Annotated in this window: 5 protein-coding genes; 4 read left to right on the forward strand and 1 reads right to left on the reverse strand. The window is 64.1% G+C overall.

Translation table 11 applies throughout. The annotated features are described in order from the left end of the window. Positions 1-39 precede the first annotated feature (39 nt). Positions 40-1,023, forward strand: coding sequence for a hypothetical protein (locus ACXAJT_RS21530; RefSeq protein WP_475238859.1), 984 nt, complete (start codon positions 40-42; stop codon positions 1,021-1,023). A gap of 253 nt (positions 1,024-1,276) precedes the next feature. After that, on the forward strand, positions 1,277-5,782 hold the full coding sequence (locus tag ACXAJT_RS21535; protein ID WP_475238861.1) for a DUF4214 domain-containing protein: 4,506 nt from the start codon (positions 1,277-1,279) through the stop codon (positions 5,780-5,782). 201 nt (positions 5,783-5,983) lie between these two features. Here the strand turns inward: ACXAJT_RS21535 and ACXAJT_RS21540 are convergent, their stop codons facing one another. Further along, positions 5,984-10,009: a Calx-beta domain-containing protein gene (locus ACXAJT_RS21540; RefSeq protein WP_475238865.1), complete on the reverse strand. Its 4,026-nt coding sequence runs from the start codon at positions 10,007-10,009 to the stop codon at positions 5,984-5,986. 392 nt (positions 10,010-10,401) lie between these two features. Between ACXAJT_RS21540 and ACXAJT_RS21545 the strand changes: the two genes are divergently transcribed. Both ACXAJT_RS21545 and ACXAJT_RS21550 read left to right on the forward strand, forming a co-directional pair. Beyond that, positions 10,402-12,888 carry a DUF4214 domain-containing protein gene (locus ACXAJT_RS21545; protein WP_475238868.1) on the forward strand — a complete coding sequence of 829 codons (2,487 nt, stop codon included), beginning with the start codon at positions 10,402-10,404 and terminating at the stop codon, positions 12,886-12,888. A gap of 234 nt (positions 12,889-13,122) precedes the next feature. After that, positions 13,123-14,685, forward strand: coding sequence for a DUF4214 domain-containing protein (locus ACXAJT_RS21550; RefSeq protein ID WP_475238871.1), 1,563 nt, complete (start codon positions 13,123-13,125; stop codon positions 14,683-14,685). Positions 14,686-14,827 lie beyond the last annotated feature (142 nt).

Below are 14,827 nucleotides of genomic sequence, written 5' to 3' on the forward strand. Positions count from 1 at the left end.
GGCCTCGCGCCACCTGCCCCGAGACTTTGAGGTTTGGCAATGATCATCAAGAGAAAGAGGGATGCAGCAAGTCCCGTGGCCGGAGTGCCCGACCGTGGGACGATCGAGCTTGCCTATAATCTCTTTCTCGACCGTGCGCCCTCGGAGGCTGAACTCGCGGCGATGCAGGCAAACCAGCAGAGCCTGTCCGACCTCCGCACTACGTTCCTGAAATCACCGGAGTTCCGCGTCAAACTGCAGCGCTTGGAGGCGCGCGGGGACAAACCGGCGGAGCCCGAATTGAATGGGCGGGCGCTGATCCACATCCATATGCCCAAGACCGCCGGGCGTACTCTGAACCATATCCTGCGGGAAAATTTCCCGCAGGCCCGCACCACGCATCTGCTGGACCCCGACCTGCGCCAGTTCCAGAAGCGACCGCTGGCCGAGCGCAACGGGCTGCGGTTTATCTACGGGCATATCTCGCGCAACGTGCTGGAGACCGCCACGAGCTTCCTGCCGCAGGGTCATATGTACATCACCCTGCTGCGCGAGCCGCAAAGCCGCCTGCTCAGCCTCTTCCGCTATATCAAACGCACCCGCAGCCATCCCATGCATGCGGATGTCACCAAGGCGAAAATGTCCTTCGGAGAGTTTCTCGAGCATTCGCTTGAGGCGAAGACTCCGCTGCAGGAGGTCGACAACGGGCAGATGCGCCGACTGGCGAGCACCCGTGTCCCCCCCGAGCGGACCGACCTCACCCCGGCCATCTTCCAGCAGGCACTGCACAACATGTTCGCGGACAACATGATCTACGGGCTGACCGAGCATTTCGATGATTTCCTGGCGCTGCTGGTCGAGCGAAAGATCATCGCCAGCCAGAGTGAGAAACGGGTCAATTCCTCTCCGGTCCCGACAAAGATCGACGCCGTGCTGGGCGATCTGAGCGCCGACCAGAAGGCGCTTCTGCACGACTTCACCGTCTGGGACACGCGTTTTTACGAGATTTGCAGAGACGCATATCTCGCCCAACGGCAAGGCTGAGCGGCAGAACCCGACGCCTCGATCGCGCCTATTTGCCGATTAGCTCTCTAGAAACGGGTGGAGGGCTGCGCCGTGCTGCCGGTCACTGCGGACTAGTTCGGTTTTCTCTTTCGGCCCCGACCTATCCCCACGTCAAAACCCGCACGCCTCATTGACATTCCGCCACCGCACGACTCATCCTGCGCGTGTGTTTCCGGGCCGGTCCATCACCGCCGAGGTCCCGGAAAAGAGATTGTAACGAATGGGAATTTTCATGCCCCCGCGCAGCTCCTCCGCAAACCTCATCGCCCTGGGCGAAGACCATATCGCCACGCTCCAGACCGAGGGCGCGCAAGCGGCGCCCGTGATTGCGCCGTTCGGAGACGGCGGTGCCCTCTTGGCCTGGGAAGGTGTCGATCCGGAGAGCGGGCTGCAGAAAATCTACCTCTCGGCGACGCAAGATGGCGCCATCGCTTTCGAGACCGCCCTGCCCTCGGTCCCGGTGGATGTGGTGCACTCGGACCCGGCGCTGATCGCGCTGCAGGACGGCGGTTATGCCCTTGCTTGGATCGACAGCGCCAATGGCGCCAGCACGGTCTATCTGGGCTTTCTCGACGAGGCCGGCAGCCTGCAGGGCGCGCCCGAGGCGGTCAGCGACCCGGCGCAGGTCCGGCGGACCGCGCCGACGCTGGTGCAGCTTGAGGACGGCAGCGTCACCGTGGGCTGGCAGAGCCTCGATCAGGACGGGTCGGGCTGGGGCCTCTACGCCAGCCGGGTGACTGCTCCGGGAGAGCCGGCCAGCGCCGCGTTCGCGCTCAATACCACCACCGCGCTGGGACAGACCGGTGCGGCGCTGACCGCCACCGGCAGCGGCTTTCTCGCGGTCTGGGAAAGCCAGGACAGCGCCTCGGCCAGCACCCGGATCATCGCCCGGCTCTTTGATGGTGAAGGCACGGCGCTGTCGGACGAGCGCGTGCTCTCGAGCACGTCCGGCAGCGTCGCGGTCGATCCGTCGCTGGCGACGCTGACGGATGGCAGGATCGCCGTGACCTGGGCCGCCGAGGGCGCCGACGCGGACGGTCGCGGCGTGCTGGCACGGCTGCTCGGTGCCGACGGACAGCCCCTGGGCGCGGCCTTCGCGGCCAATGACACCACGTCCGACGATCAGGAGGCCCCCGCGATCCTCGCCGCCGAGGACGGCGGTTTCGTCATCGCCTGGCAAAGCTTCGGGCAGGACGGCGCGGCCGAGGGCATCTTCGCCCGCCGCTTCGATGCGACCGGCACACCGATGGGCCCCGAGGTCCAGATCAACACCCATACGCCGGGCGCGCAGACCATGCCGGCGCTGGCGCTCGATGGCATGACGCTGACTGCCACGTGGCAGAGCGAGGGGCAGGACGGATCGGGCAGCGGCGTCTACAGCCGGGCCGTGCAGCTCAACAGCACCTCCGAGGCGCTGCCCGAGATCGTCGGCGCGGCGCAGGAGCACGCCACGCTCAACGCCGATGTCTCGCAGGTCTCCGATGCCGACGGGCTGGGCGAGATCACCTATCAATGGCTGCGCAACGGCGATCCGATCGAGGGCGCCACCGCCGCCAGCTACACGCTGATGCAGGCAGATGTGGGCGCGGCGATCTCTGTCACCGTCAGCTATACCGACGGGCTTGGCACCACCGAGACGCTGACCAGCGCGGCGACGACATTGGTCGAGAACCGCAACGGCGCGCCGGAGGGCGAGGTCCATGTCTTCGGCGAGGCGGTCTTGGGCGGGCGACTGAACGCGGTGCCCGACGGACTGGCCGACAGCGACGGGCTGGGCGCGCTGCACTATCAATGGCTGCGCGACGGCGAGCCGATCGACGGGGCCACCGAGGCCTCGCTGCTGCTCGGCGCCCGCGACATCGACGCGCAGCTTTCGGTGGTGGTGAGCTACACCGACGGCGCGGGCACGCGCGAGACGCTGGCCAGCGCGCAAAGCGATCCGGTGGGCTGGCCGGTGCGCGAGACGGGATCGAACGCGCAACCAGTGGAAAACAATGAAACGCCAAGAGGCGCCTTTCTGTACACTCTCTACGATAACATTCCCTTTGCCCCCAGATCTTGGGATCTTCTGACGCTGCAGGACAGCTCCACGATCATTTTTGGCAGCGAAACCTTTTCAAGTGCAGAAGGAGAGAGCTTAGCAGCCTATCGCATTGACCGGGACGATCCGCTGTTCGGGACCTCCCTGACCCGAGGAGATACAGCTTCACCTGAGAACCAACTTATCAAGATCGATCTCCCCGAAGGTATGACCGCAACCGAAGCGGGTTTGTCGGCCGTGCCGCTCGGGCGCGACAAATACTTATTGTATTGGCAAATCGCAGAGGACGACGGCGGGTATCGCTTAGAAGGCAAGGTGTTCGATCTCGACCCGACCATCGCAACTTCCTCGCTTCAAGTCCATTCGCCACTCCTCGGGGAAGGTGCGGGCCTCAGCAGATTGGTACCCCTCGACGAGGGCGCATTTCTACTCATCCGCCAGCAAGATGGGATCATCTCGGCCCAGAAACTCGGGGCGCATACAGTCGAAGCCTCCTATGAAATCGTTAGCCTTGAGGAAACGCCGCTAGCACTCGAACAAGCGGTTTTGCTTCAAAGCGGCAATCTGGCCGTCATATGGACGACCGGAAGCGGCGCCAAAACGGAGATCTCCGGCCAAGTAGTTTCTCCGGATGGCGCGCCTATTGGTGACCCGTTCGAGGCCGACAGCCTTATAACGGGTGCAGAGGCGAGGGCGGATATTGCAGCACTTTCCGGTGGCGGGTTCGTACTGGTCTGGCAGTCATCCGAAGACGAAAAATCCGGTGTTTTTGCGCAGGTCTTTGGCGATGATGGCAGCCCCTTAGACAAGGGGTTTCCCGTCAGCACGGGTATCCCTGACCAGCAAGAAACCCCCTCGGTAGTCGCACTGCCCGATGGCGGTTTTGCCATCGCGTGGAGCACCGTTTTTCCCGAGGAAAGTGACTATTACTGGGGGCCTGGCTACAATAAGGGTATCGCTTTGCGCATTTTTGATGCGGCAGGGACCCCAACAAGTGACGAGAGCCTGTTGCACTCTCAGCTGCAAACTCTGTCCTTCACACCTAAACTCGCGCTGGATTCCGCCGGCAATCTCACCGCGCTATGGCAAGATCTTCACAAGTTATACAGTATCGGATTGGGTTTCGAGTATACTACCTATATCCAGACCTTCGACCTCAACGACGCCCCCACCGGCACGGTCGAGGTTTCCGGCACGGCACAGACCGGCAGCACGCTGCTGCTGGACGCGGGCACGCTCGCCGATCCCGACGGGCTCGGCAGTTTCAGCTACGCTTGGTACCGCGATGGCCAGAAGGTCGACTGGGCGGTGAGCGACAGCTACACGCTTTCGGACGCCGACTGGGGTCAGCATATCACCGCCTCAGTCAGCTATACTGATGGCGCGGGCAACCTCGAGACGGTCTACAGCGCTCCGAGCGCGCCAATCCTCGAGCCCGAGCAGACCACGGAGGCGTTGCCGTCGTCGCAGGACGACAGGCTCACCGGGAATGCAGGTGGTACGTGGACCGATCTGGCAGCTGGGAATGACCGCTTCGACGCACTGGGCGGCGACGACACGGTCTACGGCGGGACCGGCGACGATACGCTGATTGGCGGCGCGGGCTCCGACAGCCTCCATGGAGATGCAGGCGACGATCTGCTGATCGGTGGTATTGTCGAAGATGTCTCGGCCACCTCCGGCGCCTTGGCCTTCCGGCTTTATCAGGCTGCCTTCGATCGGTTGCCCGACAGCGGCGGCTTTGCCGACTGGAGCGCGCGACTGGAGTCCGGCGAGGTGAGCACGCTGGAGGCCGCCTCTGGTTTTGTGGCCAGCAAGGAATTCCAGAACACCTATGGCGCGCTCGGAGACGATGGGTTCGTCACCCTCCTATATGCCAACGTTCTTGACCGCGCTCCGGATGCGCCGGGCCTTACAGACTGGACCCAACGGCTGGAGGGCGGCCTGTCCCGCGAGCAGGTCTTTCTCGGCTTCGCCGACAGTCGCGAGTTCCGCGCTGCCACGAACGATATCGCCAGTACCTATGCGACACATGTCGAGACCCGCGGCATCAGCATCTGGGCCGACGATATCTACCGCCTCTACCGCGCGACACTGGACCGCGCGCCCGACTTGACTGGGCTGCAGGACTGGCTCGGCAAGATGGTGGACGGTCAGGATATTCTGGACGTCACTGCGGGCTTCACCGGCTCGACCGAGTTCCGCAACACCTATGGCGCGCTCGACGATGCAGCCTTTGTGGAGCAGCTTTATACCAACATTCTCGGGCGCCTCCCCGAAAGCACCGGCCTGACCAGCTGGACCGACCAACTCGATGCCGGGCAGAGCCGTGAGAGCGTGGTGAACGGCATCGTCCAGAGCCGCGAGTTTCGGCGCGCCACTGCCGAGCAAATGCAGGAGTATCTCACAGACACCCAGACCTATTTCGATGGGGGCACGGGAGACGATACCCTGTCCGGTAGCCTGCTGCGGGATGTCTTCGTCTTCGACACCGACACGCCGGGACACGACCATGTCCTGCAGTTCGACGCCTGGGACACGCTGGTGTTCAATGACTTCGGCTATGATCACGGCGGCGGTATCTTCGAGCACCTGGAAGAGCGGGGAAACGATCTTGTCTTCGAAGACCAAGGCGTGACAATCACCTTCGTGGACACCACCGAGGAGCTCTTCCGCGCCAGCGCACTTATGGTGTGATCGCAAAGGCCGTCGCGCCAAATCCGTCAGTTCGCCCCGTCAGACATACGGATTGCCCGAAGCGCTATTAAGCACTTCGGGAACTGCACTAAACAGAAAGGCGCGCCGCCACCTGAGCATCTGGTATCCGGTGTTCAGCCTCAGCCCCTCATTTGCCGCCGGCCAGTGATCACGGCAGGCGCAGACGCCTGCCGCCGAGCGTCACACCAGCACGCTCACCTCGTCGAACAGCGCCAGATCGGCGCGCATGAAGGTGACCGCGACCCCCTGATCGGAGAACACCACGTCATCACCGACCTCGCGCATGTGGGTGACGGCCGCAGCGGCATTCGCGTAGCCGAAACCGTTGAAGGCCACGCTGTCCCATGCATCGAGTTGCAGCACCCGGTCGCTGCCCTTGTCGGCCAGATCGAAAACGAAGGCATCCGCGCGCATATCGCCGTAAAGCAGATCGTTGCCCGGCCCGCCGTCGAAGCTGTCCCCCTCATTGCCTGCCATGAAGGCGTGGAAGCTGGCCGCTGTGCCATTGATGAACTCGGCGCTCTGCGAGAAGCCCTGTACCACCTGCTCGCGGCTGGTGCCGCTGTCAAGCCGCCCGCTCCAATCCGCCAGCCCGGCATCGTCGGGGTCGCGGTCCAGAACGTTGTTGTAGAGCAAAGTGACAAAGCCGCGATTGCCAACCGCCCCGTAGGTGTTCTGAAACTCTGGCGAATTCACGAAGCCACCGACCACCGACAGGAAATCCGAGCCCTCTGCCAGCCGCTCGGACCAGCTCACCAGACCGTCAAAATCCGGTGCCCGGTCCAGCGTCGCCTGATAGAGCCGGTAGACGTCATCGGCCCAGGGCGAGGCCACGCCACCTTTGACGAAGGCATAGGCCTCGGTATTGGTGTTTTGCATGAACTCGGCGCTCTGCGAGAAGCCCTGCACCACCTGCTCGCGGCTGGTGCCGCTGTCGAGCCGCCCCACCCAGTTGGCCAAACCGGCATCGTCGGGCGCGCGATCCAGCACGTTGTTGTAGAGCAGCGTGACGAAACCGCGGTTGCCCAAATCGCCATAGGTGTTCTGGAATTCCTGGCTCTGCACGAACCCCGAGATCACCTCGAGCAGCGACACGCTGCCGCCCTCGAGCCGGTCGCCCCAGCTGTCGAAGCCACCCGTGTCCGGCACCCGGCCCAGCGTCGCCTGATAGAGCCGGTAGACCTGCGCGCCGGTCTCGGACGAAACGTCCGAGACATCGCCGCCGATCAGCAGGTCGTTGCCGGCCATGCCGTCCATCTCGTCAGCCCCGGCGCCGCCGAGCACGGTATCCTCGCCGGCGCCGCCGAGCACCGTGTCGTCGCCCTCGAGCCCCTCGTAGAAGTCGTTGCCCGCCAGAAGGTTGATGTTGTCATTGCCCACCGTGCCTTCCAGCACGTCATCCTCGGGGCTGGGCAGCAGCGGGCCAGGGCGGATGTAGATCGTCTGGTCGGGCACCGAGCCCGAATAGGGCGTGCCGGAGACCGGATCGAGCGAGAGCGCGAAGGCCTCGGTGCTTTCCACCTGCGAGTCGCCCAGCACCTCGACCGAAACCGCCGCCACGCTCTGGCCGGTGGCAAAGCGCACCGTGCTGTCGAGCAGCCGGTAATCGACCCCCTCGATCGCCGTCTGGTCGATGGCCGAGACGGTGAAATTCAGCGTCTCGCCCGCCGGCTCCGACAGCTCGACGGGGATCTCGTAGACAAAGCTCGCCACGCCGTGTTCGCGCAGGATCATCGGCGCCACGCTGGCGATACGGTTGAGCCCGGCGCCGTCGTCGTCGAGGATCATGCCCACCGCCTGCACCGAGGGCGCGCCATCGGCAAAGCCGGCGTTGACCGCATTTGACAGTTCCAGAAAGACCGTCTCGTCGCGCTCGTCCTCACTGTCGGAATAGCGCGTCCCGATCTCAATCGTCTTGCTGACCTCGCCCGGCGCAAAGGTCACCTCGCCGGAGGAGAGGCCCCGCTGCAGATCTGTATCCTCGGCGGTGCCCGAAAGCATCTGGTAGTCCATCGTCACGCTTTGCAGCGAGGCCTCCGAGAGGGTGATCTCGAACAGCAGATCAGAACGCTCGTTCGCCTGCGCATTGCTGACCGACACCGTTGGCGTCGCGGTGTCATCGTCACGGATCACCGCTTCGGCCTCCAGCGCCGTCACGCCGAGCACGGCGACAGACGAGGTGTCGACCCGCAGCGCGAAGCGCTCGGTGAACTCGGCTGCGGTATCGCCATAGACCGGCACGCGCACCACCTTCACCTCTTCGCCCACGGCAAAGCTCACATTGCCCGAGCGGGCGGCGTAGTCCTCACCCGCCCGGGCGGTGATGTCGCGGGTCGCGTAGCTGACCTGCATCGCCTCGGTGGCGGGCTGCGACAGGCGCAGTTCGAACACCGCCTCCTTGCTGCCGCTGTCGCCTTCTACCAGTTCAGCATCCGACACCAGCAGCGCGAGGTTGCTGCCCACGCCGTCGTCGTCGAGGATCACCCCGGTCGCCGTCAGGTGGTCTTCGCCGCCGGCAAACCCGGCATTGTCCGACAGGCCCGACAGGCGCAGCACCATGCTCTCGTCGCGCTCGTCCTCTCGGTCGGAATAGCGCACCCCGATCTCGATGGTCTTTCTCACCTCGCCCGGCGCGAAGGTCACTTCGCCGGAGGTGAGCCCCGACTGCAGGTCCGCTTCCTGCCCGGTGCCCATCAGCATCTGGTAATCCAGTGTCACGGGCTGCAGCGAGGTCTCGGATAAGGTCACCTCGAACAACAGCGAGCGCGCCTCCGAAGCCCGCGCCGAGCTGACCGATACCGTGGGGCTGGCGCTGTCATCGTCGCGGATCACCGCCTCTCCAGCGAGCCCTTCGATCGCCAGATCTGGCGAGCTCGGCGCTTCCACCACCAGCGAGAAACTCTCGGTCATCTCGGCCTCGGTGTCGCCGAGGACCGGCACGCGCACCACTTTGACCTCTTCGCCCACGGCAAAGCTGACGCTGCCCGAACGGGCCGTGTAGTCCTCACCGGCCACAGCAGATATGTCGCGGGTGCGATATGTGACGCTGAACGCCTCGCTGGCCGGCTGCGACAGGCGCAGTTCGAACACCGCCTCCTTGCTGTCGCTGTCGCCTTCCACCAGTTCCACGTCGGACACGAAGAGCGCCAGGTTGCTGCCCACCCCGTCGTCGTCAAGGATCACCCCGGTCGCCGTCAGGTGATCTTCGCCGCCGGCAAACCCGGCATTGTCCGACAGGCCCGACAGGCGCAGCACCATGCTCTCGTCGCGCTCGTCTTCGCTGTCGGAATAGCGCACCCCGATCTCGATCGTCTTTCTCACCTCGCCCGGCGCGAAGGTCACTTCGCCGGAGGTGAGGCCCGACTGCAGGTCCCCTTCGAGACCCGTGCCCGTCAGCATTTGGTAATCCAGCGTCACCGCATCGAAGGCGGCCTCAGATAGGGTCACGTCGAACAGCAGGGCCCGGCTCTCCGAAGATCGGGCCGGGCTGACCGACACTGTGGGCGTAGCGCTGTCGTCGTCGCGGATCACCGCCTGCCCAGCAAGCCCCTCGATTGCCAGGTCGGGCGAACTCGGCGCGGTGACCACCAGCGCGAAGCTCTCGGTCATCTCGGCGGCGGTGTCGCCATAGACCGGCACGCGCACGGTTTTCACCACGTCGCCCACCGCGAAGGTCGCGCTGCCCAGCGTCTCGGCATAGTCACTGCCCGCCGTGGCCGAGATGTCGCGGGTGCGGTAATTGACGCTGAAAGACTCGCTGGCCGGCTGCGACAGGCGCAGTTCGAACACTGCCTGCTTACTGCCGCTGTCGCCTTCCACCAGTTCCACGTCGGACACAAAGAGCGCGAGGTTGCTGCCCACCCCATCGTCGTCGAGGATCACCCCGGTCGCCGTCAGATGGTCTTCGCCTCCAGCGAAGCTGGCATTGTCCGACAGGCCCGACAGGCGCAGCACCATGCTCTCGTCGCGCTCGTCGTCTCGGTCGGAGTAGCGCGTCCGAATCTCAAGCGTCTTGCTGACCTCGCCCGGCGCGAAGGTCACCTCGCCAGACGAGAGCCCCGACTGTAGGTCCGCCTCCTCGCCGGTGCCCATCAACATCTGATAATCCAGCGTCACCGCATCAAAGGCGGCTTCATCGAGTGTGATCGTGAAATTGAGATAGCTGGCTTCGGCCGCACTGGCCGAGCTGACGGAAACCACAGGCATAGAAATTCCCCCATGAGAAATAACCGTGAGGCGTTTTCACGCCCAGGTTGAAAAATAATTGTTCTGAAATGCGTCTTCGAATTGACCTGAAGAGAAGCAGATTCGGATGCGCCAAGCAACGCCGAAGGTGCCCCTCATATCCTGCCGGTACGCGCGCGCTTCTGGAAGGACAGCCACCACCACCTGGGACGCTAGGGGCGATCCACGCCGCCTGCCCTATGCCACACCCGGAAAAAATTCCGATGTATAGGGAATTTCACATTGAACCTCGTGCCACCTGTGGTTTTGTCACGCGGGCAGGGAGGGGAGCGCCCCATTCCTGAACAAATCAATTTTACGGTGTAACCCGGATTGAAAGGTCCGGGGTGATCAGGGGAATAAAGGTACTAGGAATGCGAATAGACTTTTACGGCAGCGACTACGATCTTCTCGACGGGGCTTTCTACGATTTCGAAAATGAGACATTCGATGTCGAGCTGGTTAGCGCGACCCGCACCGAGATCACCCTCGAAAGCAGCCTGGGCTATATCACAACACTGAACGGCAGCGGCCTCGTCGTGACCGAGGAGGACAGCGATCTTCAGGGCACGCTGAGCAGCATCGAATTCCGTGACGATGCCAACCACCTCATCGCCGTCATCTCGCAGATCAACTGGGGTCTGGCCGAATTCATCGGCGCGCTGGACGGCATCTACAGCGACGACGGCGACGACAGCGCCCTGATCGCCCTGCTCGAGCGCAACGGCGAGATCACCGTCAACACCAGCCAGGCCACCCAGGAGACGGAGCTTTATCTCGACATCGTCTCGGTGCCGGTGACCTTTGTCGGCGGCAGCCAGGATGACCTGCTCGATGCAGGCAGCGGAAACGACGAACTGCGCGGTGGCGCAGGCGACGATGTGCTGGCAGGCGGCCCGGGCGAAGACATGCTCTACGGCGGCCCCGGCAACGACTACCTCGATCCCGGCGACAGCATGGGCACCGACGAGATCGATCCCGGCACCGGCGATGACATCATCGACGCGCAGGGCATGTCCGACGGGTATCTGGAGATTGCGCATCAGGGCCTCGTCGGCGCTGGCAACGGCATGGTGTTCAACATCGACGGGCAGGCCGACACCGCGATGATCCGCAAGGGCGGCGGCAATGGCACCACCGAGATCCTCGGCGTAAGCGATGCAATGGAAGCCGATGGTCTCGGGCTCGAAGGCACCGCGTCGAACGACACGTTCAACGTCACCGTCACCGACGAAGGCTGGGTCTCGCTGAAGGGCGGTCAGGGCAATGACACCTTCAACCTTGGCCCGAGCTGGGGCACCGTCCGGCTTGACTACCAGACCGACAACGCCGGCAACGATCCGACCCAGGGTCTGCGCATCAACCTCGCCACCGGCACCGTGTCGAACGACGGTTTCGGTGGCACCGACACCATCGCAACCGCTGTCGCGGCCGTGGGCACCGACACCATCGAGCCCTATGGCCCGGTGCTGCTGGAAGTGCGCGGCACGCAGAACGCCGACGTGATGATCGGCGGCATGGAAGATGACCGGTTCATCACCGCGGGCGGCAACGACACCGTGGACGGTGGCGAGGGCTGGGACCTGCTGCGCTACGACCAAGGCGGCGCCACCGGCGCGGTGGCCGTCGATCTCGCGGCGGGCACCGCCATGGGCAGTTGGGGCGGCGTCGGCTTCACGCAGTCGATCAGCAACATCGAGGCGGTGCGCGGCACCCGCGACTTCGGCGACATGCTGTCGGGCAGCGACGCCGGCGAGAGCTTCTTTGGCCGTGGCGGCGATGATGCGCTCTTCGGCGACGGCTTCGAAGCCAGCTACACCATGGACGAGTCTGCCACCGTCTACCGGCTCTATCAGGCAACGCTCGACCGCGCGCCCGATCTCGGCGGGCTGTTCGACTGGAGCGAGCGCCTGTTCTCCGGCGAGAGCACCCTGCTGGAGGTGACCAATGGCTTCGTCGGCAGCCGCGAGTTCCAGAACACCTATGGTGCGCTGGACAACGAGGGCTTCGTCACCCTGCTCTACCAGAACGTGCTGGAGCGTGAGCCCGATGCCGATGGCCTGTCGAACTGGGTCTCGCAGCTGGAAACCGGCATGACCCGCGCCGAGGTCGTTCGCGGCTTTGCCGAGAGCGGCGAGTTCGTCCGCGACACCCGCGCCGAGGCCACCAGCTTCATCACCGACAGCACGCAGGCGAGCTGGAGCGATGATGTCTACCGTCTCTATCAGGCGACGCTCGACCGCGCGCCGGATCTCTCCGGCTTCGACAACTGGACCGGACAGCTGGCCGAAGGCCGCAGCTTCCTGTCGGCCATCGAAGGCTTCACCGAAAGCCGCGAGTTCCTGAACACCTACGGCACGCTGGGCAACGAGGGCTTTGTCGATCTGCTGTACCGCAACGTTCTGGACCGCGCGGCGGATGCCGACGGGCTGGCCGACTGGACCAGCCGCCTCGACGCCGGCCTGTCCCGCGCCGAGGTCGTCCGCGGCTTTGCCCAGAGCACCGAGTTCACCAACTCCACCGCCGCGGACCTCAAGGACTGGATGCGCGGCCTCGATCTGGGCACCGGCGACGACTACCACGACTGGCTGAACGGTGAGGAGGGCGACAACCTGCTCGCTGGCGGTCTCTACGCCGATGTCTTCGAGTTCGAGCAGGGCAACGGCGGCGCGCATCGCGTGGCCGATCTCGAGGCCTGGGACTACGTGGCCTTCGGTGACTTCGGCTACGCGGGCACCGAGGATGCGCTGGCCAACATGACCCAGAGCGGCGCCGACGTGCTGTTCGAAGATCAGGGCGTGAGCATCACCTTCAGCGGCACGCAGCTGGCCTCGATCTCCGACGACATGATCCTCGTCTGATCGTTGCGGTCCCGGCGTTGCGCCGGGACCGTCCTAAAAAGGTCCGGCCCCACTCGGGGCCGGGTCACAGTGTGAAATAAAATCAACCGCAAGACGATTATTCATTGAAATCAGATATTTTCCTGCTCTTTTCCTTCTACGGCCAAGGCGTTTTGCAGGCCGCGTGAGTAATATTCTTTGAGAGCGGCGCCAGAGTGGCTCCACCTCAGAGCAATACCAGAAGGGTAAGACCGAATGCGGATCAGTTTCTACGGAAACCCGAACAACTTTTTCGACAACGCACTCTTTGACTACGAAAGCGACGACTTCAATGTCGACCTGATCAGCAGCTCGAGCACGCGGCTGGTCGTCGAAAACCCCTCGACCGACGCCCGCACTGTGTTCAACGGCAGCGGCATCGTCGCCACCGACAACGACAGCGAAATCCGTGGCACGCTGAGCAGCATCGATTTCTACAACCCCGGCGGCACTCTGGTTGCGAGCTTCACCGAGATCGACTGGACACTGGCCGAATTCGTCGGTGCAGTAGACGCCGATATCGCCGGCGGCGACGGCGGCCCGCTGCAGCGTCTGCTCACCCGTGACGGCATCACCGTCGACGTCAGCGAAATGACTGTCGATCCTGACGATATCAACGAGCTCGCGATGATCGAAAGCCTCGGCGCGCCGGTCACCTATGTCGGTCTCGACGACTCCGGCGACGATATCGATGACACCCCCGTCGAGCCGCAAGCCCAGACGGTCTTCCCCGACGGCTTCGACGCCAGCACCGCACCTGACGAGGCCGCCAGCGTCTATCGTCTCTATGAGGCGACCCTCGACCGTGCCCCCGACGTGGCAGGGCTGGCCGACTGGACCGAGCGCCTGCTCACCGGCGAAAGCACCCTGCAGGACGTCTCCGCCGGCTTCACCGGCAGCCGCGAGTTCCAAAACACCTACGGCGCGCTGGACAACCCCGCGTTCGTCGAGCTGCTCTATCAAAACGTGCTCGACCGTGCGCCCGATGCGCAGGGGCTGAACAACTGGGTCGGACGGCTCGAAGATGACATGTCCCGCGCCGAGGTGGTGACCGGCTTCTCGCAAAGCGCCGAGTTTGTGCAATCCACCCGCGCCGAGGCCAACGCCTTCATCGCCGCCAGCTCGCAGGCGGGCTGGAGCGATGACGTCTACCGTCTCTACCAGGCCACACTGGATCGTGCCCCGGATATCGACGGCTTTGAGAACTGGACCGGACAGCTGGCCGAAGGCCGCAGCTTCCTGTCGGCCATCGAAGGCTTCACCGAAAGCCGCGAGTTCCTGAACACCTACGGCACGCTGGGCAACGAAGGCTTCGTCGATCTGCTGTACCGCAACGTGCTGGACCGCGCGGCGGATGCCGACGGGCTGGCCGACTGGACTGGACGCCTCGAGGCGGGAACCTCGCGGGCTGAGGTGGTCGAGGGCTTTGCGCAGAGCGCAGAGTTCACCAACGCCACCGCCGACGATCTCAAGTCGTGGATGCGCCTGGAGACGCTCGATGACGCGGTCTTCGCCCCCGAGGGCGAAAGCCTGCTCGCTGGCGGTCTCGGCGCCGACTCCTTCGTATTCGACGCAGACACTTCCGGCAGCCACCGGGTGCTCGACCTCGAGGCTTGGGACTACGTCGAATTCTACGGCTTCGGCTATGCGTCCTCCAACGAGGCGCTTGGCCACATGGTGCCGTCGGGCAGTGACGTGCTGTTCAGCGACCAAGGCGTGGAGATCATCTTCGAAGGCACCCCGATGGCCATGCTGACCGACGAGATGATCTACGTCTGATCCCTACTCTTTCAGGCCAATTCCGGCGCGCCGGGCCCCCGTGGCCCGGCGCGTTCACGTTTCCGTGCAAGGATTTTCTGAAACTCCCCCGCCGCGCAGCCGTGACTTCGCCATGTGACCAGTGATGACAGAGGAGATCACA

This window comes from Salipiger sp. ABF4_146 (genome assembly GCF_056161345.1).